Genomic DNA, 25,941 nt, shown 5'->3' with positions numbered 1-25,941 from the left:
GCGTGAACTTCCTGGACTACGTCGCATCCAGGTGGCAATCGCTGCTGGTGGACTCCTACCAGCACGCCAGCATGGTGGTGCAGTGCATCGTGCTGGCGACGATCGTCGGCGTCCTGGTCGGGGTTGCGGTCTACCGCAGCCCCGCCGGGGCGGCGATCGCCACCGCACTCTCCAGTGCGATCCTGACCGTCCCGTCGTTCGCCCTGTTCGGCCTGCTCATCCCCGTGCTGGGGCTGGGCGTGGCGCCGTCGGTGGTGACGCTGGTGCTGTACGCGCTGCTGCCGATCATCCGCAACACCATCGTCGGGTTGTCTACAGTCGACCAGCCGATCTTGGACGCGGCCCGCGGCATCGGCATGAGCCGGTTCGGCGTGCTGACCCGCGTCGAGCTGCGGCTGGCCTGGCCCGCGATCCTCGCGGGCATGCGGGTGAGCACCCAGATGCTGATGGGCATCGCCGCCATCGCCGCCTACGCCAAGGGCCCCGGCCTCGGCAACCTGATCTTCAGCGGGCTGAGCCAGCTGGGCGGCGCGAACGCGCTGAACATGGCCGTCGCCGGCACCGTTGGCGTGATCATCCTGGCGCTGCTGCTGGACGCCCTCTTCGTGCTGTTCGGGCGGTTGACGACATCGAGAGGTATTCGTGGCTGACGACAAGAACACCCCGGCCAACGGGCACGGCGTCGAGATCTGCCTGGAAGAGGTCTCCAAGCGCTACCCCGGGCAGAAGCTTCCCGCGGTGGAGTCGGTGACCATGACCGTCCCGGCCGGTGAGACGGTGGTGCTGGTCGGGCCGTCCGGCAGCGGCAAGACCACCACCATGCGGATGATCAACCGGCTGATCGAGCCGACGTCCGGCAAGATCACCATCGGTGGGCAGGACGTCCTCGGCCTCGACCCCGACAAGCTGCGCCGCGAGATCGGCTACTCGATCCAGCAGGCCGGCCTGTTCCCGCACCTGACCGTCGGTGAGAACGTCGGCATGGTGCCCGGCCTGGTCGGCTGGGACAAGAAGCGCATCCGCGAGCGGGTCGACGAGATGCTCGACCTGGTCAACCTGGACCCGGGCGAGTACCGCGGCCGCTACCCGCGGCAGCTCTCCGGCGGTCAGCAGCAGCGCGTCGGCGTGGCGCGGGCGCTGGCGGCCAACCCGCCGGTGCTGCTGATGGACGAGCCCTTCGGAGCCGTGGACCCGATCACCCGCGGGGTCCTGCAGGACGAGCTGATGCGCCTGCAGGCGGAGCTGGGCAAGACGATCGTGTTCGTGACGCACGACTTCGACGAGGCCGTCAAGCTCGGCGACCGGATCGCGGTGCTGGGCGAGCGCTCCAAGATCCTGCAGTACGACACGCCGGAGGCCATCTTGGCCAATCCGGCGGACGACACCGTGGCCGGCTTCGTCGGCGCCGGTGCCGCGCTCAAGCAGCTCACCCTGCGGCGGGTCCGCGAGATCGAGGTGGGCCAGGTGCCGACGGCGACCGTCGACGAGTCGCCCTCGGTGCTGAAGGAGCGCTTGGGCACCCGCCGCGGCGCGATCGGCCTGGTGCTCGACAAGCGCAACCGCCCGCTTCGCTGGGCGACCGCCCGCGAGGCCGGTGCGGTGTCCACCTTGGAGCGGGCCGGGCGGCCCGTGGAGGACAGCGTGGCGCTGGCCTCGACGCTGCAGGACGCCCTGGAAGCGATCCTCACCGACGACGACGGCGTCGCGGTGGTCACCGGCAACCGCGGCGAGTACGTCGGCGTGGTCGACATCGACACGGTGATGAACACGATCAAGGCGCTGCGCGAGGAGCACGCCGACGACGAGCCGACCGGGGACCAGTCATGAGCAGCCAGTTCGCTTCGGACTCCGGGTCCCGCAGGGCGGAGCGGTTGCGGCTGCTGGCGCAGCCGATCGCGGTCGTGGCGCTGGTCGCCGGGGTGCTGGGCTGGGCGTTCAGCCAGGACAACGACGAGGTGACCGCGCGCAGCATCAACTCGACCACGATCCTGAGCCTGACCTGGACGCACTTCCTGCTCAGCCTCGCGGTCGCGGTGATCGTGGTCGTGGTGGCGGTGCCGCTGGGCGTGGTGCTCAGCCGCGGCTGGGCGCGCAAAGCGGTGCCGCTGGTCATCGGCCTCGCCAACATCGGCCAGGCCGCGCCCTCGGTGGGTCTGCTGGTGCTGTTCTTCCTGATCACCGGCGGTTCGACCGGGTTCTGGATCGCGGTGCTGCCGATCGCCTTCTACGCGCTGCTGCCGGTCCTGCGCAACACGATCGTCGGCCTGCAGCAGGTCGATCCCTCGCTGATCGACGCGGGCCGCGGCATCGGCATGTCGGCGACGGGCGTGCTGGCGCGCATCGAGCTGCCGCTGGCGGTGCCCTACATCCTGGCCGGCCTGCGCACCGCGCTGGTGCTGGCCGTCGGCACCGCCACGCTGGCGCTGTTCGTCGGCGCGGGCGGGCTCGGCGAGATGATCAACACCGGGTACAAGCTGAACGACTGGACCGTCATGGTCGTCGGCGCGGTGCTGGCGATGTCGCTGGCGCTGCTGGTCGACTGGCTGGGCGCGCTGGCCGAGACGTACCTGTCGCCGAGGGGGTTGCGATGAACCGGAAGATGTCGCGCCGCGGCGCGCTCAAGCTGGCCTCGGTGGCGGTGACCGGCGTGCTGCTGACCGGCTGCGGGCTCAGCTCCGGCGGCTCGGTGCCGCTGGCGGTGGAACCCGGCGCCATCCGGCCGGTGCCGGAGCTGCAGGGCGTCACGATCACCGTCGGCTCCAAGGACTTCACGGAGCAGCTGGTGCTCGGCTACATCGCCGAGTTCGCGCTCTCCGCGGCCGGCGCCGACGTCCGGGACCTGACCAGCATCGTCGGCTCCGCCAGCGCCCGGAAGGCGCTGGAGAGCAACCAGATCGACATCCTGTGGGACTACACCGGGTCGTCCTGGATCAGCTACAACGGCAACACCGATCCGATCCCGGACGCCCGCGCCCAGTACGAGGCCGTCAAGCAGCTGGACCTGGAGCGCAACGGCGTCGCCTGGACGGCGATCACCTACAACGTGGACAACACGTACGCGTTCGCGGTCAACCAGGACGCGGCTCGGCGGCTGGGCGTCGAGAAGCTCTCCGACATCCCGAAGATCATGGCGGAGAAGCCGGACGAAGCCTCGTTCTGCGTGGACACCGAGTTCGCCAGCCGCAACGACGGAATGCCCGGCGTGGAGAAGGAGTACGGCTTCACCGCGGACCGGTCGAAGACGGAGGTGCTGACCGAGGGCAGCATCTACCAGGCCACCCAGAACGGGACCTGCACCTTCGGCGAGGTGTTCACCACCGACGGGCGGATCCAGGCGCTGAACCTGAAGGTCCTGGCGGACGACCGCCAGTTCTTCCCGAGGTACAACGTCGGCATCACGACCCGCGACGAGCTCCTCAAGCGCTACCCGCAGATCACCTCGGTCTTCGAGCCGGTGTCGGCGAAGCTGACGAACGAGGAACTGCTGAAGATGAACGCCCAGGTCGACGTCTACGGCCGGGACCCGGCGGACGTGGCCAGGGAGTGGATGGTCCAGCAGGGCCTGGTGAAGCTCCCGGGCGGCGAAGCCGCTGGCCGCTGAGGCTCAGAAGCCGAGGGCGCCCTCGACCGGATCGGCCGAGGGCGCCCCTCGCTATCTGCGCCTGGCGACGCCGAAGCGGCTGAGCAGGTCGTCCTCGATCCGCCCGAGCTCCGCGTCGACCGCGCGGTGCGCGGACTTCCGCCGCTGCGCGGGCATCCGCTCCGCGGCCCGCACCGCGCTGGTCAGCTGCGCCAGCCGCGCCGCCGTCCGCTCCGCGTACTGCTCCGCGACGGCAGCCTCCTCGCCGCTCGCCGACTGCTCGCGAAGCTCGCGCAGCGCGCCGGCGTCGCCGGCGATCCGCGCGTGCAGCGCCGCGCCCCGGCCGGTGAAGCTGCCCAGCTGGTCCACCGGCACCCCGAGCCGATGCGCGCGCATCCGCTCGTAGCGCTCGCGCGCCACCGACACCGCGTGGATCGCGAACGGCGCGAGCACCGGGCCGACCACCTTGGCCACTCCGATGATCTTCTTGGCGTTGCCCGGGGTGATGCGCCCGTGCTCGCCCTTCTTGAGGGCCTTGGCGGCCTTCTTGTCCGCCTTCTTCGCCGCCTTGACGACCTTGCGGGAGCCGTTCGGGCCCGTTTTCCGGATCTTGCGTCCGGTCGTGCGTTTCCTCACCGCGGCCGACACCTCCCTGTCCTGCGGTTGGCGTTTCGATCACCTTAAGACCGGACCGCGGGCGGCACGACATCGAGCGGCGCCCGTTCGAGCACGGTGCGTAGTCGCGTCGGGGCCGTGTCACCGGGGTGATGGGCGCGTCTGTCGGAGCGACGGCATACGCTTCACACGTGAAGGAGAAGGTGCTGCTCGACGCGGGCGTCGTAACACGGTGCCGTCGACGCGTGCACCTCGAGAACGATCCGGCGCAGGATGAACCGCCTGCGCAGCTGGATCTGGGCATCGAGCAGCGCATCGCCGACGCCGCGGAACATCGCCGGTATGTCGTGAAACTGCTGGGCAACACGCTCGGCGAGGACTGGGCGGAGATCCCGCGCGGTGCCGTGGCGAGCCGCGAGGAGCTGACGCTCGACGCGATGCGCGCCGGCACGCCGTACATCTCCTCCGCCCAGCTGCCCGCCGACGCTTCCGGCGGCCGGCGCGGTTCGGTCGACCTGCTGGTGCGCAGCGGCGACGGTTACGTTCCGGTGCTGGTGGTGCGGCACAAGATCACCGATCCGGGCAACGGCGCCCGGGTGTCGCCGATCGACCGGCCGGTGCCGGCGGCCGCGCGGCTCGACCAGACCCGCAAGGTGCGGGCGCAGCCCCGCGACCAGTTGCGCCTGGCGCACGCCTTGCGGCTGCTGCAGGCGTGCGGGATGGGCGCGGCGCCGAACCTCGGCGGCGTGGTCGGCGTCGAGGCCGACGTGGTGCTCTGGCACGACCTGAACGTGCCGAACTGGCCCGGCGGCCGCACGGCGCTCGCCGAGTACGAGGCGCGGTTCGCCGATCGCCTGGCGGTGGCCTCGGCGGCCGCCGAGGGCGCGGAACCGCTCGCGCTGCCTTCCCGGATCACCGAGTGCAAGGGCTGCCCGTGGTGGCCGACCTGCGAATCACAGCTGCGCGAGAGCCGGGACGTCAGCCTGGTGGTGCGCGGCGAGGACGCGGTGGCGTTGCGCGAGGTCGGCGTGTCCACAGTGGATGAGCTGGCCGCGATGCCGCTGGCGGAAGCCGAATCGCTGCCGCTGACCGGCGTCCGCAACACCGACGCGATCCTGCTGGCCAAGGCGTGGCTGCGGAACCTGCCGCTGGTGCGGCGCGTCCGCGACCTGTCGGTGCCGCGCGCGGACGTGGAAGTCGACGTGGACATGGAGAGCTACGCCGACGCCGGGGCTTACCTGTGGGGCTGCTGGCTGTCCGGCGTGGACATCGGCGAGGAGCCCGGCTACCGGGCGTTCGTCAGCTGGGAGCCGCTGCCGTCCGACGACGAGGCGCGGTCCTTCGCGGAGTTCTGGACGTGGTTCTGCTCGGTGCGCCGCCGCGCGTACGAGCGAGGCCTGAGCTTCCGCGCCTACTGCTACAACGAGCTCGCGGAGAACCGCTGGATGCTCGCCTCGGCCGAGCGGTTCGCCGGCAAACCGGGCGTGCCGTCGGTGGCGGAGGTGCGCGAGTTCATCGGCTCCGCCGAGTGGGTCGACCTGTTCGCATCGGTGCGGGAGCAGTTCCTGTGCCCGAACGGCAAGGGCCTGAAGGTGATCGCGCCGAGCGCCGGGTTCGGCTGGCGGGACGCCGAGGCCAGCGGCGAGAACTCGATGCGCTGGTACCGAGACGCGGTGGGCCTCGGCGGCGGCGTGCCGGTGCTGTCCCAGCGAGACCGGATCCTCGACTACAACGAGGACGACGTCCGAGCGACCTGGACGATCCGCCGCTGGATGACCTCCGAAGCGTCCAACGAAATCCCCTACGCCGCCGACCTCTAACACCTACAGCGCATCCGACGAGCCTGGTTACCGGGGGTGGCCGGGCGCCGGGTCGGGGGCGAAGCGCCCGGCCACCATGCGGTCCGGCGAGGGGGAGGGGGATCCGCCGGACCAGGTCTCGCGGTCAGATGCGCAGCCGCGCAAGGGTTTCGGTGTTCAGGCAGTGCCGCCCGGTGGACTCCGTTTCCCGTTGTCGCTCGGCTTCGACGTCTTCGATCAGCTGCCACACGCTCAATGCGCCATCCCCTGCGCCGGTGTGCTGCGCGCGCGGAGCGCGGACCAGCAGCATGCTCGCGATCAGCACGTTGACCAGAACCAGAGTGCTCACCTGAAGCCAGAACATTGTTGTCTCCCTATCCGTTGAAGTTGACGTTTCCGCTGGTCAGAGCCCGTGCGTACTTTGTGTCGCTATAGCAGCAATAAGTGCTCACGGGCCTGTGGCCCACCGGGCGCTGATGCGCCGCCAGCAGTCCATGCAGGTGTCCTCGTCGATCCATTCGAGCTCCCGCGGCAGCCGCTGCACCTGCCACGCACCCACCTCCACGCCGCAGAACGACGTCACCGACGCATACGGCTCCGCCCGCTTCGCGGCCATGCCGAACGCATGCCGCCCAACCCCCACCGGCCGCCAAAACCAATCCACCTGGGCAAACTCCGACATCGCATCCTCCGAATCAAAGGACCGACAACCGCTTCTCGAGGTCCGATCATGGCATTGAAGAACGGTCATGGTTACCGGTAGCCAATACTGTTCGTCACATTGTGTGATCCACTGATCGGGACCGGTGCGGCAAGATTCGATCCATGTCTGAGAGCCCGACAGCACGTCGCCGAGCCCAGGGCCAAGCCCTGCGCGAACTTCGAGAGGCCGCCGGAAAGTCCGCAAAGGACGCTGCCGACGAGCTGGAGTGCTCCGAGTCGAAGATCAGGAAGATCGAGCTCGGAGACGTGCCGACCAAGCGGGCCGAACTCGATGCGCTGCTGCGGTTCTACGAGGCATCGCAAGAAGACGTCGACGAGGTCAGAACACTTGCGAAGGGCGCGAATCAGCGCGGTTGGTGGCAGGCCTACCGGGGCGCCGTGCCGCGATGGTTCCGCCGCTACGTCGGACTTGAATCAGCAGCCGTCGAGATCCGAACTTTCGAAACCGAGCTCATTCCAGGGCTGCTGCAAACCGAGGCCTACGCAACGGCCATCATCGAGGCCTTGAACCCGGAACTCTCCGACGACGAACGCGATCGCCAGGTCAAAGTCCGCGCGGAGCGGCAAGAACGGTTGCTGGCCGACGGGCAGACCCGGCTTTTGGCGGTCATCAGCGAAGGAGCGATCCGACGTGTCGTCGGCGGCCCCGAGATCATGGGCGAACAGCTTCGCTTCCTGCTCGAAGTCAGGCGGCCCGCGCAACTTGAGGTCCAAGTCGTCCCGCACGAAGCAGGTGCTCACCCGGCAACCGGTTTCCCGTTCGTTCTGCTCAGGTTTCCGAACGACGCAGCGCCGACGCTGGCGTACACGGAGAGCCTCACATCCGCCGCTTATCACGATCGCCAAGCGGACGTTGACACTTATACCCTCACCTTTGACCGCTTGCGGGCCGCGGCCTTGAGCCCAGCCGACAGCTCAGCTCGCATCGAGCAGGCGGTTAGGGAGTTGCAGAGCGACTAGTGGAAAGGGGCGCGGCATGGACGAGTTAGACCGCGTCGTTTGGCGGAAGAGCAGCCGAAGCGGCGGGAACGGTGGTAATTGCGTCGAGGTGGGATTCGCGCCGGGGGCGATCGGTGTTCGGGACTCGAAAGACCGCGACGGCGGGCGGTTGACCCTCGCTCCCACTCAGTGGCGCGCCTTCCTGGTCGCGCTCGCCGCCGATCGGATCGGTTGATGTGCGAGGGGAGCCTCCTGCTCGGAGGTGCCCCTCGCCGCATCCGCCTACGGGACGATGACCGCGCGGCCCTTGATCTGGCCGTGGTGGAAGCGCTCGTAGACCTCGGGCGTCTCGTCGAGGCCGAACGTCTCCACGTGCGCTCGCAGCGCGCCCGACCGCGCCAGGTCGAAGACCTCGAGCAGCTCCGCTCGGGAGCCCCAGTACGGGCACGCCACCGAAACCTCGTGCGGCAGCAACCCGAAACCGACCGGCAGCGGCGCTCCCGCGATTCCGACGATGGTGATGTCGCCTTCCACCGCGACCGACTGCGCCGCGATCTGCACCGTCGGCGCGATGCCGACGAAGTCCAGCACCACGTCCGCGCACAGCCCGCCGGTCAGCTCGCGCACGCGCTGCGCCGCGTTCTCGTCCGAGCGGGCCACGTCGTGCGCGCCGACCTCGCGGGCCAGCGCCAGCTTGTCGTCCGCCACGTCCAGCGCGATCACCCGCGCCCCGGTAGTGGCGCGCAGGATCTGCACCGCGAGGTGCCCGAGGCCGCCGGCGCCGATGACCACCGCGGTGCTGCCGCCAACCAGCTTCGGCAGCGATCGCTTGATCGCGTGGTACGGCGTGAGCCCGGCGTCGGTCAGCGGCGCGGCCTGCACCGGGTCCAGCCCGTTCAGCGGGACCAGGTGGCGGACGTCGTCGACCAGCAGATATTCGGCCATCGCGCCGGGGCTGCCGAGGCCGGGCGGACGGATGCCCAGCTCGGCGGCGCGGGTGCAGTAGTTCTCCTTGCCCTGCGCGCACTTCCAGCACACGCCGCAGCCCCACGGCCCGTACACCGCGACGGAGTCGCCCTCGGCGACGCCTCGCACGCCGGGCCCGAGCTCGGCGACGGTGCCGACGCCTTCGTGCCCGAGGGTGAGCGGCAGCTCGAACGGCAGCTGTTCGGCGGGCCAGCTCATCACCCCGATGTCGGAGTGGCACATCCCGGCGGCGGTCACCTTCAGCAGCACCTGTCCAGGCCTTCATGACCCCGCCCATGATCGAGCTCCCTTCGACGTTCACCTGAATCGGTGCTCATCCTCCGGCGGATCGCCACCCGGCGCAGCATGTGATCGGCGGCGTTTTGCCAGGTGAATGCCCGTGCGTACTTTGTGTCGCTATAGCAGCACAAAGTACGCACGGGTCCTGAGCGGTCAAAACCCGCTCCCGCATCCGAAAGTCCCGGCGGGGGAGCGGTTTTCGGAATTACCGCGGCGCCATCCGCAGTGCGCCGTCCATCCGGATGACCTCGCCGTTGAGGTAGTCGTGCTCGACGATGTCCAGCGCGAGTTGCGCGAAGTCCTCGGGCGTGGCCAGCCGCTTCGGGAACGGCACGCTCTCGGCCAGCCCGGCGCGGAACTCCTCGTTGATGGTCGCCAGCATCGGCGTGTCCACGATGCCCGGCGCGATGGTCATCACCCGGATGCCGGAGGACGCCAGATCGCGCGCGGCCGGCAGCGTCAGGCTCGCCACGCCGCCCTTGGACGCCGAGTACGCGGCCTGGCCGATCTGCCCGTCGAAGGCGGCGACCGAGGCGGTGTTGATCACCACGCCGCGCTGCCCGTGCTCGCCGGGCTCGGTCTGGCCGATCGCCGCAGCGGCCAGCCGCAGCACGTTGAAGGTGCCGATCAGGTTGACCTCGATGACCTTGCGGAACAGGTCGAAGTCGTGCGGGCCCTTGCGCCCGACGATCCGCGCCGACGGCCCGATGCCCGCGCAGTTCACCACGATCCGCAGCGGATTCGCGGCGCCGGCCGCCTGCTCGACGGCGGTCTGCACCTGGTCCGCGTCGGTGACGTCGGCGGCCGTGTAGGTGACCCCGTCAACGACCGGCGCGTTGGCCACCGAGTCCGGCAAGTCGACCGCGAACACCTGCGCGCCGCGCGACGCTAGCGCTCGTGCCGTGGCCGCGCCAAGGCCGGAAGCCCCGCCGGTGACGATCGCCGCGGTGTCGGTGATCAGCATCTGCTCGTTCCTTTGCGTTCGTTGCTGGTGTCCCGGCATGTCTAACACCTGGGAACGGTCGTGCCCAGCACCTGACGCGGAACGGGCAGGCGGCGAACCTGCGCTCAATGATGGCGGCGCACCCGTCGTTGCGAAGTCACCTCGACGAACGCAAGCAGCGCGACCAGCGGCAGCGCGGCCAGCAACGCGAGGCCGGCGAACATTGCGGCGATCCCGATCAGCTCCATGTTCAGAGCCTGGTCCGCGTAGCCGGTCCGCCGCGTCGGCCACCGGTGCAATTCTCCGGTCCGTCCGAGCGAAAGCGCCGTCACCGACCGTGCTCGCGCGGCCCGCGGCGCCTAGCGCTGGGTGGGCGGGCAGATCGCGTCGATGGCGTCCAGGTCGGCTTGGGTGGGGCGCCATTCGCCCGCCGCCGCGTTCGCCTGCACCTGCTCCGGCGTGGTGGCGCCGGTGATCACCGAGCCCACCACCTCCTGCGCCGCCAGCCAGCCGACCGCCACCGCGGTCATCGGGATGCCACGCTGCTCCGCGAAGGTGCGCAGCTGCTCTATGCGTTCCCACGGGGCGTCGGCGAGCATCTGGTTCCGGTTCGCCAGCCGGCTGCCCGCCGGCGGCTCCTGGTCCTGCCGGTACTTGCCGGTGAGCAGGCCGTTGGCCAGCGGGAAGTACGGGATGATCCCGACGCCGAATCGCTTGCAGGCCGGCACGACCTCGCGTTCGGCCTCCCGCGCCAGCAGCGAGTAGTGGTTCTGCGCCGACACCGGCGTGTTCAGCCCGGACGAGGACGCCGTCCACGACGTGTCGGCGAGCTCCCAGCCCGCGAGGTTGCAGTGCCCGACGTAGCGGATCTTGCCCTCGCGAACCAGGTCGTCCAGCACCGAGAGGGTTTCCTCGATCGGCGTCAACCGGTCCGGCCGGTGCAGCTGGTACAGGTCGATCCAGTCGGTGCCCAGCCGCCGCAGCGACGACTCGACCGCGCGCCGCACGTAGCGGCGGGAACCGCGCGCGGCGAAGTCGGGCCCGTTGCCGCCCTGCATGTCCATGCCGAACTTGGTGGCGATGATCGCGTGCTCGCGGCGGCCGGACAGCGCCTGCCCCAGCAGCTCCTCGCTGCGCCCGCGCGGCGAGCCGTACACGTCCGCCACGTCGAAGAAGGTGATCCCGGCGTCGAGCGCGGTGTCCACCACGGCTCGAACGCCGGACAGGGATTCGGTGGACGTGCCGGGGCGGCCGAGGTTGTTGCAACCCAGACCGACCGCGCTGACCACCAGACCGGATTCGCCCAAACGTCGCTGCTCCACGGCCGGTGAGCCTAAACGCCGGTTCACCGGTGCGTCACGCAGGACGTACGGCGCGTGAACAGTTGGCGATGCAGGTTCCGCTGTGCGGGCGATGTGCCACGATGCCCAAAGGGGGTGCGACCGAACGGTCGTGCGAGGTGAAGGGGTGTGGGGACTGGTGTTCGCCCGTCGAATCGTCGTAGTTGGCACCGGGTACGTCGGGTTGACGACCGGGGCGTGCCTGGCGTCGCTGGGGCACCGGGTGGTGTGCAGCGACGTGAACGCCGCGAAGGTCGAACAGCTCTCTCACGGCGAGGTGCGGATCCACGAACCCGGGCTGGCCGAGCTGGTGCAGGAGGGCATCGCGGCCGGGCGGCTGGAGTTCGTGGTCGGTTCGGCGGCCGCCGTCGCCGAGGCCGAGGTGGTCTTCCTGTGCGTGCCGACGCCGATGGGGGCCGGCGGCAAGGCGGACCTGGCCGTGGTGGAGGCCGTGGCGCAGGAGGTTCGCGAACTGCTGCCCGCGGGATGCGTGCTGGTCACGAAGTCGACGGTGCCGGTGGGCACGTCGGCGCGACTGCGCGAGCTGGTCGGGCGCGAGGACGTCGCGGTGGTCAGCAACCCGGAGTTCCTGCGCGAGGGCTCGGCGGTGCACGACTTCCTGAACCCGGACCGCATCGTGGTCGGCTCGGACACCCAGGACGCGGCCGAGCGGGTGGCCGCCCTGTACGCGCGCCTCGGCGCGCCGACGGTGCTCACGGACGCGGCGAGCGCGGAAATGGTGAAGTACGCGGCGAACTGCTTCCTGGCGACCAAGCTCTCCTACGTGAACGCGATCGCGGAGCTCTGCGAGCGGCTGGGCGCGGACATCTCGGACGTCACCGAGGGAATGGGCTACGACCGCCGGATCGGGCAGTCGTTCCTACAGCCGGGCCCGGGCTGGGGCGGCTCGTGCCTGCCGAAGGACACCGCGGCGCTGCTGCAGGTGGCGGAGGCCGTGGACTTCGAATTCCCGCTGCTGCAGGCGACCATCTCGTCGAACACCCGCCAGCGCGAGCGGATGGTCGCGAAGGTCGTCGAGGCCTGCGGCGGCTCCCTCGCCGGGGTGCGGCTCGGGCTGCTGGGCCTGACGTTCAAGGCGGGCACCGACGACCTGCGCGATTCGCCGGCGCTGGAGGTGGCGCGGCTGCTGGCGGCGCGCGGCGCGGAGCTGGTCGCCTACGACCCGGGGCTGCGCGGCGACGAGCCGGCGCTGCCGCCGGAGGTGGCGCTGGTGGACGACCCGTACCAGGCGGCGAAGGAGGCCGCGGCGCTGGTGCTGCTGACGGAGTGGCAGGAGTTCCGGACGCTGGACTGGAACCGGGTGGCCGAGGTGCTGCGCGGCCCGGTGGTGGTCGACACCCGCAACCACCTCGACCCGGACGTCCTGCGCCGCGCGGGCCTGTCCTGGCGCGGCGTCGGCCGGACCCCGGTGGCGGGCACCCCCGCCTGAGCTGCGCGCGGTTCGCAGTTTTGGGCAAAACCGGGCCCCTCCCCGCCGGGCATGACCTTCCGCCGGGCTGGTGCTGGGCGTGGGGGATGCCTTCGCTTCGGCTATCGCTCGGACGGGTGATGGCGGCCTAAGGTAGTTGACGTGTTTACGACTCGCCCGGAACTCGCCGGCACGCATGGGATGGTCGCCTCCACGCACTGGCTCGCCTCCGCGGCGGGCATGGCGGTGCTGGAGGACGACGGGAACGCCTTCGACGCCGCGGTCGCCGCCGGGTTCGTCCTGCAGGTCGTGGAACCCCACCTCAACGGCCCCGGCGGCGAGGTCCCGGCGCTGTTCACCACCGCCGACGACCCGCGGCCCCGCGCGCTCTGCGGTCAGGGCCCGGCGCCCGCCGCGGCGACCATCGGCCACTACCGCGACGAGCTCGGCCTCGACCTGGTGCCCGGCACCGGATTCCTGGCCACCACGGTGCCGGGCGCCTGGGACGGCTGGCTGTTGCTGCTGCGCGATCACGGCACCAAGACGCTGCACGAGGTGCTGAAGTACGCCATCGGCTACGCCCGCGACGGGTTCCCGATCGTGGAGCGGATCAGCACGACCATCGACACGGTCCGCGCGATGTTCGCCGAGCACTGGCCCAGTTCGGCCCGGCTCTGGCTGACCGACGGCGCCGCGCCGAAGCCCGGCAGCGTGCTCAAGAACCCGGCGCTGGCCGACACCTGGGAGCGGCTGCTGGCCGAGGGCGAGGCGGCCGGGCCCGGTCGCGAAGCGCAGATCGACGCGGCCCGCCGCGCCTGGTCGCACGGCTTCGTCGCCGAGGCGGTCGAGAAGTTCGTGCGCACGCCGCACCGGGACAACTCCGGGCGGGATCACGCGGGCGTCATCACCGCGCAGGACATGGCCGAGTTCGAGGCGGGCTACGAAAGCCCGCTGACCGTCGACCTCCCCGGCGACTGGACCCTGGCGAAGTTCGGCATCTGGTCCCAAGGCCCCGCGCTGGCGCAGCAGCTGCGCCTCCTCGAGGGCCTGACCGACCGGATCAACTACGTCGACGGCGTCGCCGACGCGGACACCGTGCACCTCGCGGTCGAGGCGGCGAAGCTCGCCTTCGCCGACCGCGAGGCCTGGTACGGCGACTCCGCCGATCCCGGCGTCCTCGCCGACCTGGTGTCCCGCGAGTACGCCGCCGCCCGCCGCGCGCTGATCGGCGACCGCGCCTCGCTGGAGCTGCGCCCCGGCGCGCCGGGCGGTCGCGACGCGATCCTGGCCGCGCATGTCGCCGAGGGGCGCGGCGTGGACGGCGAGAAGGATCCCAGCGGTGTCGGCATCGGCGAGCCCACGGTGTCGCCGACCGGCGAAAACCGCGGCGACACGGTGCACATCGACGTGGTCGACCGATGGGGCAACCTGATCTCGGCGACGCCGTCCGGCGGTTGGCTGCAGTCCTCGCCGGTCATTCCCGAACTGGGCTTCTGCCTCGGCAGCCGGGCGCAGATGTTCTGGCTGGAGGAGGGCCTGCCGAACTCGCTGGCACCGGGCAAGCGGCCTCGGATCACGCTGAGCCCGTCGCTGGCGCTGCGCGGCGGCGTGCCGACCATGGCCTTCGGCACGCCGGGCGGCGACCAGCAGGACCAGTGGCAGCTGTGCTTCTGGCTGGCGCACGTCCACGGTGGACTGAACCTGCAGGAGGCGATCGACGCGCCCGCCTGGCACACCGGCGCGTTCCCGGGCTCGTTCTACCCGCGCGCCTGGGAACCCGGCCGGGTCGTGGCGGAGTCGCGGCTCGGCGCCGACACCCTCACCGAGCTCCGCCGCCGCGGCCACGACGTGCTCGACGCCGGGCCGTGGGCGCTCGGCCGCCTGTCGGCGGTCTCGCGCGACCCGGACTCCGGCCTGCTGCGCGCGGCGGCGAACGCCCGCGGAGCCCAGGGCTACGCCGCCGGCCGCTGATCACGCGGTTGAAGCGAACGGCCTGTTCACCTCTCCTAATGAGGCGAACGGTCCGTTCGCTCCAACCCAATCGGGATTTGTTCCCGCAGCCGGACGTCGCCTTCTCCGAGCACCTGCGGGCATTGAGGATGGAGCGAACGGCCTGTTTGCCTCGTCTAACGAGGCGAACGGTCCGTTCGCTCCATCCTCGACCCCGATCAGGCGGCTCGTAACGTGCGGCCGACCAGCAGCATCCGGAGGGTGCGGGCGGTGGCGTCCGCGATGAGCTCCGGGGCGCGGGTGATCGCGTCCGCCAGGTCCACCGGCCCCGTCAGGATTCCGGTGATCGCGTCGATCCCGTGGTCGTAGCTGGTGTCCGCGCCGGGGCCGATGGTGCCGCACAGGGCGATCACCGGCTTGCCGTGCCGCTTCGCGCGCCGCGCCACCTCGGTCGGGATCTTGCCGAGCGCGGTGGACGCGTCGATCGCGCCTTCGGCCGTGATCACCAGGTCGGCGGCCCGCAGCCGCTGGTCGAGGTCGCTGCTTTCGAGGAACACGTCGAACCGCGAGGCCAGCCGCGCCCCGAGCACTCCCGCCAGCCCGGCACCGAGCCCGCCCGAGGCGCCGCCGCCGGGCAGGTCGGTGAACCTGGTTCCGCTGTGCCGCCGCAGGACTTCCGCCCAGATCTGCATGGCGCCGGCGAGCTGCTCGACGCGATCCGGCGAGGCGCCCTTCTGCGGCCCGTAGCAGCGCGCGACGCCGTTCGGCCCGCACAGCACGTTCGTCGGGTTCACCGCGACCACGAGCTCCACTTCGGACAGTCGCGGATCCAGTCCGGTCACGTCGAGCCGCCGGGCGCGGACCAGTTCCACGCCGCCGTCGCCGATTTCCGCCCCGTCGACGTCGAGCACGCGAACGCCCAGCGCCCGCAGCGCACCGGCTCCGCCGTCGCAGGTACCGGAGTCGCCGCAGCCGATGATGATCTTCTTGACGCCGGCGTCCAGCGCGGCGGCGATCAGCTCGCCGACGCCGCGGCTGGTCGTCGAGCCGGGATCGCGCCGCCCCGGCGGCACCAGGGAAAGCCCGGCGGCGGCCGCCATCTCCACGAAGCCGGTGTCGCCGAGCAGCGCGAAGTGCGACTCCACCGGTTCGCCGACCGGTCCGGTGACGGTGACCGGCACCAGTTCGCCGTCGGTCGACCGCGCCAGCAGCCGCGCCGATCCTTCGCCGCCGTCGATCAGCGGGATGGTGTCGATGGCCGCGGCCGGCACCACCCGGCGGATGCCGGCGCGGATCCCGTCGGCGACGGCCTCGGCGTCCAGGCACTCCTTGAAACCGCTCGGGGCGACGGCGAAACGCAACATGGTCTTTTCCTCCACTTTGGACTGATCAGGTGAGCGGCAGGCCGAGTGCCGGCCATGCGAACAGGGCGAACAGCACGACCAGCGCGCCCAGCGCGGGGCCGAGCAGAGCGGAGAGCTTCAGCAGGTCGCGCGGGGCGTAGGTGTGGTCGAGCCCGGCGAACATCGCGACCGGCTTGGCCGAGGACGGCAGCGTGTGGCAGAAGCCCGCCGCGGCGGTCGAGGCGAAGGCCAGCGCGACCGGGTTCATGCCGACCGCGAAGGCGGCGGGCACGACCAGCGGGATCAGCACCGCCGACCGCGCGGACCGCGACTGCAGCAGCAGGTGCGCGGCGACGCTCAACGCGACGACGGCGATCAGCATGACGCCGGTGCTGTCGCCGACGAGCGCGTTCGCGGCGACCCAGGAAGCGGCACCGGACTCGGTCAGCGCTGCCCCGAGCGCGGTGGTGGCGGCCATGAAAAGCAGCAGCGACCAGGGAATTTCGGAGATCGCGGCGCCGATGCGCACCGTGCCGAACCGCGGCGAGGTGATCAGCAGCGCCCCGGCCAGCGCGATCAGCGCGGGCGACAGGCCGTGCAGCGACTCGGTGCTCCAGAGCAGCACGACGGTGCCGAGCAAGCCGATGGCGCGGATCTCGGCCCGCCGCATCTGCGGCGGCACGTCGAGTCGCTCGCGCAGCGCGGAGGCGTCGACCCGCAGCCGCGCCCGGCGATCCGCGCGGCCGGTGAACAACAGCAGCACCAGCTCCGCGGCCAGGTGCGAGCTGACCACGGCGAACGGCAGGCCCCACAGCAGCCACTGGCCGAAGCCGATGCCCGTGCCGATCGTGCTGTCCAGGATCTGGCTGGTGATCAGGTGCGCCCCCGCGCCGACCAGCGTCGCGATCGCCGACAGCAGCACGACGGTCGGGAACAGCACGGCGAGGGCTCGGACCAGGCTCGGCCGGTGCGCGAAGGCGGCCGCCAGCGCGAGGTAGGTGGGCACCACCAGCGCCGCGCGCCCGCTCGTGCTCGGCACCAGCAGCGCGGTGATCACCAGGCCCGCGGTGATCAGGTGCACCAGGCCGCGAGCCGATCGGGCGCGGCCGACCAGCGCGATCGCCAGCCGGGCGGGCAGGCCGGTCCGGTTGATACCGGCGGCCAGGACGAACGCCGCCACCAGCAGCCAGATCTGGTCCGCGCCGAGCGAGTCGAACAACTCCTCGGCATCGAGCGCGCCCAGCACCACCAGTACGGCCGCCGCCGACAGCGCGACGAAGGTGTCGTCGAGCCGGTTGCTCATCCAGCCGGCCACGGCGGCGGCGAACACCAGGATGGTGATCAGCCCGGAGCGGCCGAGCTGGTCGGCCCCGGCGTCTTCCGGCGCGGTCAGCACCGCCAGCAGCCCGAGCAGGCCGAGCGCGCCGAGGGTGATCCCGATGGCCCAGCCGCGCCCGGCGCTCGGGTCGGACGTCACGCGGGCGGTGCGCACCGGGCTCGTGGCGAACTCGGTGCGCACCAGCTGCTTGGTGTCCTCGTGGCCGTTCACGTGATCCACGATCTGTCCCGCTGCTGAACCGCGCGTGAACCGCCCATGAGGAGCGCTTCATCTTTGCCGCGCAGTTGTCCACAAGCTTGTGGACAACTTTGCTAACGGGGTCCTCAGCTGCGAAAACGCCTGGTTGAGCGACCGGTTTGTGCACAGCTGTGGAGAAAGTTATCCACAGCTGTGCACAGGTTCTCAGCGGCGGGTGCTGACCAGCACCAACCCGATGCCGATCAGGCCGACGCCGCACCACGCCGCGACGCCCAGCCGTTCCCCGACGACGAGCACGCTCAGCAGCGCGGCCACCACCGGCTCCAGCAGGCTCAGCGTCGTCGCGACGCTGGCCGACGTGCGGCGCAGCCCGGCGCCGAACAGCAGGTACGCCAGGCCCATCGGGATCACCGCGAGGTAGCCCGCGACCAGCAGCCCGGACGAGGAGCTCAGCAGCGGGCCGCCGGTGAACGCCAGAACCGGCAGCAGCACGAGAGCGCCGGCACCGAACATCGCGCCCATCACCGCGCGCGACCCGTGGCCACCGCGCATCATCCGCGAGGCCGCCCACGAATAACCGACGTACGTGGCGCCGCCGAGCAAGCCGAGCAAGGCGCCCAGGACGACATCCGCGCCGACGCCGCTCTCGCCGCCGACGGTGATCAGCAGCAGGCCGAGCACCGAAACTGCGGCGGCCAACGCCCACCGTCGATCCAGCCGAACGCCGTCGACGACGCGTTCCAGGATCGCGGCGAACACCGGCGCCGAGCCGAGCGTGACGACGGTGCCGATGGCGACCCCGGCGAGCGCCATCGACGAGTAGAACGCCAGCGGGTAGACCGCCACGGCCAGGGCGCCCACGAGCAGCAGCCCGATCCGGCCGGATCGCAGCACGTCGAACGCCGACCGGCCGGCGATCGCGAGCAGCAGCACGCCGCCGACGCCCATGGTGGCGGCGCCGATCGACAGCGGGCTCGCGGCGGCCGGGGCGAAGCTGGCGGCCGTTCCAGTGGTGCCCCAGAGGAACGCCGCGAGCAGCACCGGCAGTGGGCCGGCGACGAAGCTCCGGGCAGGAGCGGGTGCGGTGAGCAGTTGATCAGTCAAGGTGAACTCTTCCGTTCGCGAACCGTCAGGACTCGTCGAACGGGCGCGCGTCAAGTCACCCCGGCGCAGCTCGACCGAGCTGCGGTGTCATCGGGGTGGTGGAGGTCCGCCGCCCGTCAGCGGGACGGGGGCGGAAGGACGCGATGCCAGTGCGAGTTCACGCCGACCACTCTAACGGGCGAACCTGGCCGGTCGGCGCCGTCGCCCTGCTGGTTTGCCGCGCCCTCGGTAGCGTCGCTGGTTCCGGACGTTTCGCAGGGGAGGGCACCGATGGCGATCCTGCACACCGACATCCCGACGCGGGCGCAGGTCGACGCGCTGCTGACCGCGCGCGAGCCGATCAGCGTCTCGCTGTACCTGCCGACCAGCCCGGCCTCCGGCGGCGACGCCGAGCGCATCGAGCTGAAGAACCTCGCCGGGCAGGCGACCGACCAGCTCCGCCGGGCGGGCGCCGCCAAGGAAGCCGTCGCCGGCATCACCGAGCAGCTGGCCGACCTGGCCGAAGACGAGGCGTTCTGGCGCTTCCAGGCCCGCAGCCTCGCGCTGTTCGCCACGCCGACCGCGCTGACCACCTTCCGGCTGCCGAACCACCTGAACGCGGTGGTCGAGGTGTCCGACCGGTTCCACCTCAAGCCGCTGCTGCGCTCGATCACCTTCCCGCAGACCGCGCTGCTGCTGGCGCTCGCGCAGAACTCGGTGCGGCTGCTGGAGGTGGTGCCCGACATGGATCCGGTCGCCGTCGACGTGCCCGGGATGCCGGCGGACGTGGCGAGTTCGGTGGGCAAGGAGTCGGTCACCGACCGTCTGCCGCGCCGCCGCTTCCAGGGCAGCGAGGGCCAGAAGGTCCGGATGCGCCAGTTCGCCCGCCAGGTCGACCGGGCGCTGCGGCCGGTGCTGCGCGGCGACGTGCCGCTGCTCCTGGCCGCGACCGAGCCGCTGCAGAGCATCTTCCGGTCGGTCAGCACCGCCCCGGAGCTCGCCGCGGTCGGCCTGACCGGCAACCCGGAGGAGAGCAGCGACCGCGAGCTGGCGTCGGCGGCGCGCGAGGTCCTCGACGACCTGCACGCCGACCGGCTGCGCGAGCTGCATGGGCTGTTCGAGCAGCGCACCGGCCAGGGCCGGGCGGTCACGGACATCGCGGACGTGGCCCGGCACGCGACGATGGGCGCGGTCGACACGGTGTTCGTGGACATCGACAACGTGGTGCCGGGCTTCATCGACGAGGCGGGCGCGGTGACGTTCGAGCAGGTCGACGACGCGGTGTCCTACGGCGTGGTGGACGAGATAGCCCGCCGAGTCTGGCTCACCGGAGGCCGGGTCATGGCGGTCCGCAGCGACGACATCCCGGACGGCGGCGCCACCGCGGCGATCCTCCGCTACGCCCCATGACCAGTCTCGTGAGTGTTCGTTCCGGTTCTTACCGGAGTGAACACTCACGAGCTTTCAGGCGCCCAGGCGGTAGCCCATGCCCCGGACGGTGCTGATCCGCTCGCCGCCGATCTTGCGGCGCAGCGCCCGCACGTAGACGTCCACGACGTTGGAGCCAGGGTCGAAGTCGTAGCCCCACACGTGCGACAGGATCTGCTCGCGGGAGAGCACCTGCCCGGAGTGCCGCAGGAACAGCTCCAGCATCGCGAACTCGCGCGCCGTCAGGTCCACCATGCCCTCCGGCACCTGCGCGCGCCGCGTGCGCAGGTCCAGCGAGAGCTCGCCGTCGCGCAGCACCGTGATCTCCGGGACGCGGTCGACTGGCCGCAGCCGCAGCCGCACCCGCGCCAGCAGTTCCTCGAACCGGAACGGCTTGGTCATGTAGTCGTCCGCGCCGCCCTCCAGCCCGGCGACCGTGTCGTGCACGCCGTCCCGCGCGGTCAGGATGATCACCGGCACGGTCACGTGCTGGGCCCGCACCGCGCGCAGCACCGAGAAGCCGTCCTTGCCGGGCAGTCCCAGGTCGAGCACCACCAGGTCGAAGTCGCCGGTCAGCAGGTAGTCCAGGGCGGCGTCGCCGTCGCCGACGACGGTGGTGGTGAAGCCGTTGGCCCGCAGTCCCTTCTCGATGAACGCCGCGATCCGCGCCTCGTCCTCGGCGATCAGGATCTTGCTCATGCGGTGGTCTCCTCGGTCGCGTCGTGGGGTGGGACGGCGGGCAGTTCCAGGGCGAAGGTGGCGCCTTCGCCGGGGCGGGACACGACCCGCACCCGCCCGTGGTGCGCGTCCGCGATGGCCTTGACGATCGCCAGCCCGAGGCCGGCGCCGCCCTTGCCGTGGCTGCTGCCGTGGGTGAAGCGGTCGAAGATCTTCGACACCTCGGCCGGGTCGATGCCGGGGCCGCGGTCGGTCACCCACAGCCGCACCGCGCCGTCGGCGACCGAGGAGCCGATGCGGATCTCCGAACCCGGCTCGGTGTGCTGCACCGCGTTCTGCGCCAGCTGCACCATCGCCTGGGTGATCCGCTGCTCGTCGACCAGCACCTCGCCCTCGCCGATGTCGTCGAGCACCCAGCGGCGGTCCGCCAGCGAGCGCACCTTCGCCTCGATGTCGCTGGTCAGCTCGGCCAGCGAGACCGGCGCGGGGGTGACGAAGTCGGGTCGGTCGGCCTTGGCCAGCATCAGCAGGTCGTTGACGATGCGGGTCATCCGGTCCAGCTCGTCGGTGCACAGCCGCACCACTTCTTCCCGCTCCGCCGGATCGTCGCCGAGCAGCTCCAGGTTGCCGCGCACGATCGTGATCGGCGTCCGCAGCTCGTGCCCGGCGTCGTCGACGAACTGGCGCTGGATGCGGAAGGCGTCCTCCAGCCGGTCGAGCATCGCGTTGAACTGGTCGGCCAATGCGGCGATGTCGTCCCGGCCCTCGACCGGGATGCGCCTGGTCAGGTCGTGCTCGCTGATCTCGGCCGCGGCCTGCCGCACGGCCCGCACCGGCGCCAGGATCAGCCCGGCCACCACCCACGACGACAGCGCCGCGATCAGCACGCCGAGCCCGCTGACCAGCAGCAGCAGCTGCACGGTCCGGTCCGCGTCGGCCGTCGCCGTCGCGGTGTAGCGCTCGACCACGAACCAGGCCCGGCCGCCTTGCTCGGACTCGGTCTGCACCTTGAGCCACTGCATCCGCCCGGCCGGGGTGTCGAGCCAGCCGTAGTTGCTCGGGGCGGCCACGATCTGCTGCAACAGCGCCTGGTCCTTGGCGAACCGGTCGATCTCGTCGTCCTGCTCCTGGGACAGCGGCCGCAGGCCGGTCGGCGTTTCCCACACCCCGATCAGGGCCTCGTCTCGGTCCGGGTACTGGCGCGACAGGTAGGAGTTGAACAGCTGCTCGGGCGCGGTGAACAGCTGCCCGGTGGCCGGGTCGCGGCCCCGCTCGGCGAACGTGACGAACTCGTGCGCCTCCTGCTCCATCGACGCGGTCACCTGGTCGTTCACGTCGTTGTGCAGGAACGTGCGGACGATCAGGATCACCGCCAGCAGCACCACGACCAGCACCAGCAGCAGCCAGCCCATGATCTGCGCGCGCGCCGGGATGCGGGTGCCGCGGCGGCCGGGGAGCTTGGCGAACGACCTGGTCGAGGCGGGCTCAGTCGTCGTCGTGGTCGTCATCGTCGTCATCGTCGTCCGGGGCCGGCGGCGGGAGTTCGGTGGGCACGTCGATCGAGGTCGGCGGCGCGAGCCGGCTGGGTTCGGGTCCCGGTGTGCTGCCGACCTGCACGCTGGCCGGCACCTGCGGGGTGCGCGGCCCATCGGTGAGCGCGAAGCTCACCAGCACTGCGGCGATCGGCAGCGCCAACGCCGCGATCAGCAGAACTGCCTTCGGAACCGACCTCATGGCTCCACTCTCGCCGCCCGCGGGGAGCCGAGCATGAAAACGAGATGAGAGCTTTTTCATCCAGGGCGCCCGCGACAGCTCCGAATCGTGCCGGTCGCCGCCCCGCCGCGTGCGATCGCGCAGCCCGGTTCCGGAGTATCGCTGTGGGGCACCCCAACGGGGCGCTAGCCTGCTGTGGGACTCAATCACGTGGTAAGGGACCGGATGGACAAGCGGCTGATCGACTGGACCGGCGAGCGCTGCGTGCCGTGGACCGATGACGTCCAAGTCATCTACGAGCACTACCACCGCTACGCCCTCGCGGCCCGCTTCGTGCGCGGCAAGCGGGTGCTCGACCTCGCCTGCGGCGAGGGCTACGGCGCGGCGCTGCTGGCCGCCGAAGGCGCCGAGGTGGTCGGCGTGGACATCGACCCGGCGACGGTCGAACACGCCCAGCACAACTACGGCAGCCGCGACGTCAGCTTCCACGCCGGATCGATCACCGATCCCGAGCTGCTCGCCGACGCCAAGCCCTTCGACGTGATCGTCTGCTTCGAGGCGATCGAACACGTCGAAGACCACGACGCGGTGCTGAACCTGGTCAGGTCCCGGCTCGTCCAAGGTGGACTGTTCCTGAGCAGCACCCCGGACACGGCGGTCTACACGCACGAGCACGGCAACGAAAACCCGTACCACGTCAAGGAACTCACCGCGAAGCAGTACGAGGCACTGCTGGAGGACGCGTTCCGGCACGTGGCCGTGCTGAAGCAGAACGTCACCGTCGGATCGCTGCTCACCCCCGCCGACCACGGCGACCGGGACACCGCGATCGAAGGCGTCCGGCTGCAGACCATCCAGGGCCGCGACGGCGAATGGTCAGTCCGGCAGGGCGTGCCGCACACCTACCTGCTCGGCATCGCCTCCGACAAGCACCTGCCGAAGCTGCCCGCCGCGGCGCTGCTGACCGACGCCGACCTCACCCTCATCCGCCGCGGCGGCGACGTCGCGCCGATAATCGAACAACGCGATGTGGCGGTCGCGGACGTCGCCAAGCTCAACGAGCTCTACCAGCGCAATCGCGCCGAAGCCGAGGAGCTCAAGAACTCGATAACGCGGCTCGAAGAACTGCGCAAGAAGGAAGAGCAGCGCGCCGACCAGGGCGTCCGCGAGCAGGCGCAGCTGCGAGCGGAGCTGGATCGCATCGGCGGCGACCTGCACGAGAGCCAGCAGAGCGCGGAGCGCGACGCGGCGCGCATCGAGTGGCTGCGCGACACCGTCGCGCGGCTCGAAGGACGCGTAGCGGACGCCGAGCGGCAAGCGGCGGAGCTCGGCGCCGCGAACGCGGAGCTCGCGGCGCAGAACTCCGCGCTGGTGCAGCGCGCGGTGACGAAGTACCGGAAGGTCGTCGAGCGCGTAGCGCCGCGCGGCACCGCGCGGCGCGATGCGTACGAGATCGCGCTCGGGCGCAAGCCCGGCGTGCCGCAGGCCGGCGAAGCCGTCGAGACCGGGCCGCTTCCGGTGCCGCACAGCGACAAACCGCTGGTCAGCGTGATCGTGCCGGTGCACGGCAAGTGGCCCTACACCCGGCAGTGCCTGCGGTTCCTCGGCGGGCACCTGGTGTCCGTGCCGTTCGAGGTGATCGTCGTCGACGACGCTTCGCCGGACGACAGCGCCGAGAAGCTCGCCGCCTGCGAAGGCGTCCGGCTGGTGCGCGCCGAGCGCAACCTCGGGTTCATCGGCGCCTGCAACCTCGGCGCCGAGCACGCGCGCGGCGAGTACCTGTTCTTCCTGAACAACGATGCCGAGGTAACCGAGTCCTGGCTGGACGTCCTGGTGGACACCATCCGCGGCGACGAACGCATCGGGCTGGTCGGCGCCAAGCTGGTCTACCCGGACGGCCGGCAGCAGGAGTGCGGCGGCATCGTGTGGGCCGACGGCAACGGCTGGAACTACGGCCGCAACACCGCGCCCGGCGGCGCCGAGTTCGACGTCGTGCGCGACGTCGACTACTGCTCCGGCGCGGCGATCCTGGTTCGCACCAACGTGTTCCGGCAGGTCGGCGGCTTCGACACCCGGTACGCGCCCGCCTACTACGAGGACACCGACCTGGCGTTCGCGGTGCGCGCGGCCGGCTACCGCACCGTGGTGCAGCCGAAGGCCGTCGTCGTGCACCACGAAGGCGTGTCCAACGGCACCGACCTCAGCACCGGCGTGAAGAAGCACCAGGAGCTCAACCGCAAGGTGTTCGTGGAGAAGTGGGCCGACACGCTGGCCGCCGAACACCTGCCGGAAGCCTCGCCGCGCAACCTCTGGCTCGCCCGGCAGCGCGGCACCCGCGGCCACCACGGGCCGATCGTGCTGGTCAAGGACCATCAGGTGCCGCGCCCGGACTTCGACTCCGGTTCGGTGCGGATCCGCCGGGTGCTGGAGCAGTTCGTGCAGCTCGGCTGCCGGGTGGTGTTCTTCCCCGGCAACCACGCACGTCTGGAGCCCTACACCACGCAGCTGCAGCAGCTCGGCGTCACGGTGCTGCCGGAACCCGAACTGCAGCAGGCGTTCCTGCACGAGGCGGGCTCGGAGATCTCGCTGGCCCTGCTGTCCCGACCGCAGGTCGCGTGGAGCCTGGTCGAGGAACTGCGCACCTGCGCGCCGCAGGCCGTGATCGCCTACGACACCGTCGACGTGCACTTCCTCCGGCTGGAGAGGCAGGCGGAGGTCGCCGAGCAGCAGGGCGAGCAGGCGCGAGCGGAAGCGCTGCGGCGCAAGGCCTTCGCGTCGCGGCAGATGGAGCTCGGCCTGACCCGCTCCTGCGACGTCACGCTGGTGGTGTCCGAGGCGGAGCAGGTGCTGCTGCGCGAGCTCGTCCCGGACGCCGACGTGCGGGTGCTGTCCAACGTGCACGAGGTCGACTGGAGCCCGGCGAAGCCGGAGGGGCGCAAGGACCTGCTGTTCGTCGGCAGCTTCGACCACCCGCCGAACATCGACGCCGTGCGCTGGGCGGCGCGCGAGATCATGCCGCTGGTGCGGGAGGAGTGCCCGGACGCGGTGCTGCACATCGTCGGCAGCAACCCGACCGACGAGGTTCGCGAGCTGGCCGGGCGCGGCGTGCAGGTGCACGGCTGGGTCGCGGAGCTGGAGCCGCAGTACGCGGCGAGCCGCGTGACCCTCGCGCCGCTGCGGTTCGGCGCCGGGGTGAAGGGCAAGGTCGGCGAGAGCCTCAGCCTCGGGGTGCCGGTGGTCGGCACGTCGGTGGCGATCGAGGGCATGCACCTGACGAACGGCCAGGACGTGCTGGTCGCCGACGACGCGGCGGGGCTCGCGGAGGCGGCGGTCCGGCTGCTCACCGACGACGACGCCTGGCGGCGGATGGCGGAGGCGGGCAAGAAGGGCATCGCGGCCCAGTTCGGCCCGGACGTCTCCCGAGAGGCCCTCAACGGCCTCCTCGCCACCACCGACTACGAGGCCTGAGAAAGCCACGGGGCCGGGGGGGGGTTTTGTGTGGGTTTGTTTGCCAAAAAAAAAAAAACCCCCCAACAGGAGGAAAAAAGATTTTGTGTGGGTGGGAGAGCCCGCGG

General features: G+C 71.1%; 24 protein-coding genes. 11 read left to right on the top strand and 13 right to left on the bottom strand.

Annotation, left to right across the window (positions count from 1 at the left end; all coding sequences use genetic code 11):
* Window positions 1-2 precede the first annotated feature (2 nt).
* From AB0I53_RS00310 to AB0I53_RS00295, 4 genes are read left to right on the top strand one after another with little or no spacing between them, the layout of a single operon-like run.
* The gene (locus tag AB0I53_RS00310) at window positions 3-650 is read left to right on the top strand and encodes an ABC transporter permease (RefSeq protein ID WP_358594090.1); all 648 of its coding nucleotides are present in this window, start codon (window positions 3-5) and stop codon (window positions 648-650) included.
* On the top strand, window positions 643-1,827 hold the full coding sequence (locus AB0I53_RS00305; RefSeq protein WP_358594088.1) for an ATP-binding cassette domain-containing protein: 1,185 nt from the start codon (window positions 643-645) through the stop codon (window positions 1,825-1,827). The genes AB0I53_RS00310 and AB0I53_RS00305 overlap by 8 nt, the downstream gene beginning before the upstream one ends.
* A complete protein-coding gene (locus AB0I53_RS00300) occupies window positions 1,824-2,591 on the top strand; it encodes an ABC transporter permease (protein WP_358594086.1) in 768 nt (255 codons plus the stop codon). Before AB0I53_RS00305 ends, AB0I53_RS00300 begins: the two co-directional genes overlap by 4 nt.
* Window positions 2,588-3,601 carry a glycine betaine ABC transporter substrate-binding protein gene (locus AB0I53_RS00295; protein ID WP_358594084.1) on the top strand — a complete coding sequence of 338 codons (1,014 nt, stop codon included), beginning with the start codon at window positions 2,588-2,590 and terminating at the stop codon, window positions 3,599-3,601. Before AB0I53_RS00300 ends, AB0I53_RS00295 begins: the two co-directional genes overlap by 4 nt.
* Window positions 3,602-3,652: 51 nt before the next feature.
* Here the strand turns inward: AB0I53_RS00295 and AB0I53_RS00290 are convergent, their stop codons facing one another.
* The gene (locus AB0I53_RS00290) at window positions 3,653-4,216 is read right to left on the bottom strand and encodes a DUF6474 family protein (RefSeq protein ID WP_358594082.1); all 564 of its coding nucleotides are present in this window, start codon (window positions 4,214-4,216) and stop codon (window positions 3,653-3,655) included.
* Between the two features lie 170 nt (window positions 4,217-4,386).
* Between AB0I53_RS00290 and AB0I53_RS00285 the strand changes: the two genes are divergently transcribed.
* On the top strand, window positions 4,387-6,015 hold the full coding sequence (locus tag AB0I53_RS00285) for a TM0106 family RecB-like putative nuclease (RefSeq protein WP_358594080.1): 1,629 nt from the start codon (window positions 4,387-4,389) through the stop codon (window positions 6,013-6,015).
* 124 nt (window positions 6,016-6,139) lie between these two features.
* Here the strand turns inward: AB0I53_RS00285 and AB0I53_RS00280 are convergent, their stop codons facing one another.
* Both AB0I53_RS00280 and AB0I53_RS00275 read right to left on the bottom strand, forming a co-directional pair.
* Window positions 6,140-6,358, bottom strand: coding sequence for a hypothetical protein (locus tag AB0I53_RS00280; protein ID WP_358594078.1), 219 nt, complete (start codon window positions 6,356-6,358; stop codon window positions 6,140-6,142).
* Between the two features lie 84 nt (window positions 6,359-6,442).
* On the bottom strand, window positions 6,443-6,610 hold the full coding sequence (locus tag AB0I53_RS00275; RefSeq protein ID WP_358594076.1) for a hypothetical protein: 168 nt from the start codon (window positions 6,608-6,610) through the stop codon (window positions 6,443-6,445).
* Window positions 6,611-6,819: 209 nt separating this feature from the next.
* Here AB0I53_RS00275 and AB0I53_RS00270 point away from each other — a divergent pair, with 209 nt between their 5' ends.
* Together AB0I53_RS00270 and AB0I53_RS00265 are read left to right on the top strand one after the other, a co-directional pair.
* Complete coding sequence (locus AB0I53_RS00270) at window positions 6,820-7,677, top strand: helix-turn-helix transcriptional regulator (protein WP_358594075.1); 858 nt, start codon at window positions 6,820-6,822, stop codon at window positions 7,675-7,677.
* 16 nt (window positions 7,678-7,693) lie between these two features.
* Window positions 7,694-7,891: a DUF397 domain-containing protein gene (locus AB0I53_RS00265; RefSeq protein ID WP_358594073.1), complete on the top strand. Its 198-nt coding sequence runs from the start codon at window positions 7,694-7,696 to the stop codon at window positions 7,889-7,891.
* A 47-nt stretch (window positions 7,892-7,938) separates the two neighbouring features.
* On the opposite strand, the gene AB0I53_RS00260 is transcribed toward AB0I53_RS00265, so the two are convergent.
* The 4 genes from AB0I53_RS00260 to AB0I53_RS00245 all read right to left on the bottom strand — a co-directional run bounded on the left by AB0I53_RS00260 (window position 7,939) and on the right by AB0I53_RS00245 (window position 11,187).
* Window positions 7,939-8,892, bottom strand: coding sequence for an NAD(P)-dependent alcohol dehydrogenase (locus AB0I53_RS00260; protein WP_358594071.1), 954 nt, complete (start codon window positions 8,890-8,892; stop codon window positions 7,939-7,941).
* Window positions 8,893-9,127: 235 nt separating this feature from the next.
* Window positions 9,128-9,886 carry an SDR family NAD(P)-dependent oxidoreductase gene (locus AB0I53_RS00255; protein WP_358594069.1) on the bottom strand — a complete coding sequence of 253 codons (759 nt, stop codon included), beginning with the start codon at window positions 9,884-9,886 and terminating at the stop codon, window positions 9,128-9,130.
* A 104-nt stretch (window positions 9,887-9,990) separates the two neighbouring features.
* The gene (locus AB0I53_RS00250) at window positions 9,991-10,113 is read right to left on the bottom strand and encodes a hypothetical protein (protein WP_358594067.1); all 123 of its coding nucleotides are present in this window, start codon (window positions 10,111-10,113) and stop codon (window positions 9,991-9,993) included.
* A 111-nt stretch (window positions 10,114-10,224) separates the two neighbouring features.
* A complete protein-coding gene (locus tag AB0I53_RS00245) occupies window positions 10,225-11,187 on the bottom strand; it encodes an aldo/keto reductase (RefSeq protein WP_358594066.1) in 963 nt (320 codons plus the stop codon).
* Between the two features lie 157 nt (window positions 11,188-11,344).
* Between AB0I53_RS00245 and AB0I53_RS00240 the strand changes: the two genes are divergently transcribed.
* Entirely contained in the window at window positions 11,345-12,655 is a 1,311-nt protein-coding gene (locus AB0I53_RS00240; RefSeq protein ID WP_358594604.1) for a UDP-glucose/GDP-mannose dehydrogenase family protein, read from the top strand.
* Window positions 12,656-12,796: 141 nt separating this feature from the next.
* Complete coding sequence (locus AB0I53_RS00235; RefSeq protein WP_358594064.1) at window positions 12,797-14,605, top strand: gamma-glutamyltransferase family protein; 1,809 nt, start codon at window positions 12,797-12,799, stop codon at window positions 14,603-14,605.
* Window positions 14,606-14,802: 197 nt separating this feature from the next.
* Here AB0I53_RS00235 and AB0I53_RS00230 read toward each other — a convergent pair whose 3' ends face one another.
* From AB0I53_RS00230 to AB0I53_RS00220, 3 genes are all read right to left on the bottom strand, one after another.
* Window positions 14,803-15,948, bottom strand: a complete 1,146-nt coding sequence (locus AB0I53_RS00230; RefSeq protein ID WP_358594063.1) for a glycerate kinase — start codon at window positions 15,946-15,948, stop codon at window positions 14,803-14,805.
* Between the two features lie 25 nt (window positions 15,949-15,973).
* Window positions 15,974-17,476: an SLC13 family permease gene (locus tag AB0I53_RS00225; protein ID WP_358594062.1), complete on the bottom strand. Its 1,503-nt coding sequence runs from the start codon at window positions 17,474-17,476 to the stop codon at window positions 15,974-15,976.
* A gap of 192 nt (window positions 17,477-17,668) precedes the next feature.
* Window positions 17,669-18,568, bottom strand: a complete 900-nt coding sequence (locus AB0I53_RS00220; RefSeq protein ID WP_358594061.1) for an EamA family transporter — start codon at window positions 18,566-18,568, stop codon at window positions 17,669-17,671.
* Window positions 18,569-18,838: 270 nt separating this feature from the next.
* Between AB0I53_RS00220 and AB0I53_RS00215 the strand changes: the two genes are divergently transcribed.
* Complete coding sequence (locus AB0I53_RS00215) at window positions 18,839-19,957, top strand: hypothetical protein (RefSeq protein ID WP_358594059.1); 1,119 nt, start codon at window positions 18,839-18,841, stop codon at window positions 19,955-19,957.
* A gap of 54 nt (window positions 19,958-20,011) precedes the next feature.
* Here AB0I53_RS00215 and AB0I53_RS00210 read toward each other — a convergent pair whose 3' ends face one another.
* From AB0I53_RS00210 to AB0I53_RS00200, 3 genes are read right to left on the bottom strand one after another with little or no spacing between them, the layout of a single operon-like run.
* Complete coding sequence (locus AB0I53_RS00210; protein WP_358594058.1) at window positions 20,012-20,674, bottom strand: response regulator transcription factor; 663 nt, start codon at window positions 20,672-20,674, stop codon at window positions 20,012-20,014.
* Window positions 20,671-22,161 (bottom strand): HAMP domain-containing sensor histidine kinase, encoded by a 1,491-nt coding sequence (locus AB0I53_RS00205; RefSeq protein ID WP_358594056.1) that lies wholly within the window; start codon window positions 22,159-22,161, stop codon window positions 20,671-20,673. Before AB0I53_RS00205 ends, AB0I53_RS00210 begins: the two co-directional genes overlap by 4 nt.
* Window positions 22,139-22,387: a hypothetical protein gene (locus tag AB0I53_RS00200; RefSeq protein WP_358594054.1), complete on the bottom strand. Its 249-nt coding sequence runs from the start codon at window positions 22,385-22,387 to the stop codon at window positions 22,139-22,141. Before AB0I53_RS00200 ends, AB0I53_RS00205 begins: the two co-directional genes overlap by 23 nt.
* A 204-nt stretch (window positions 22,388-22,591) precedes the next feature.
* Between AB0I53_RS00200 and AB0I53_RS00195 the strand changes: the two genes are divergently transcribed.
* Complete coding sequence (locus AB0I53_RS00195; protein ID WP_358594052.1) at window positions 22,592-25,834, top strand: glycosyltransferase; 3,243 nt, start codon at window positions 22,592-22,594, stop codon at window positions 25,832-25,834.
* Window positions 25,835-25,941: the final 107 nt, after the last annotated feature.

Origin of the sequence: Saccharopolyspora sp. NPDC050389, assembly GCF_040655595.1 — a bacterium.
GTDB lineage: Bacteria > Actinomycetota > Actinomycetes > Mycobacteriales > Pseudonocardiaceae > Saccharopolyspora.
Note: the sequence above shows the minus strand (reverse complement) of the source record. Positions and strands in the feature narration are given on the sequence as shown.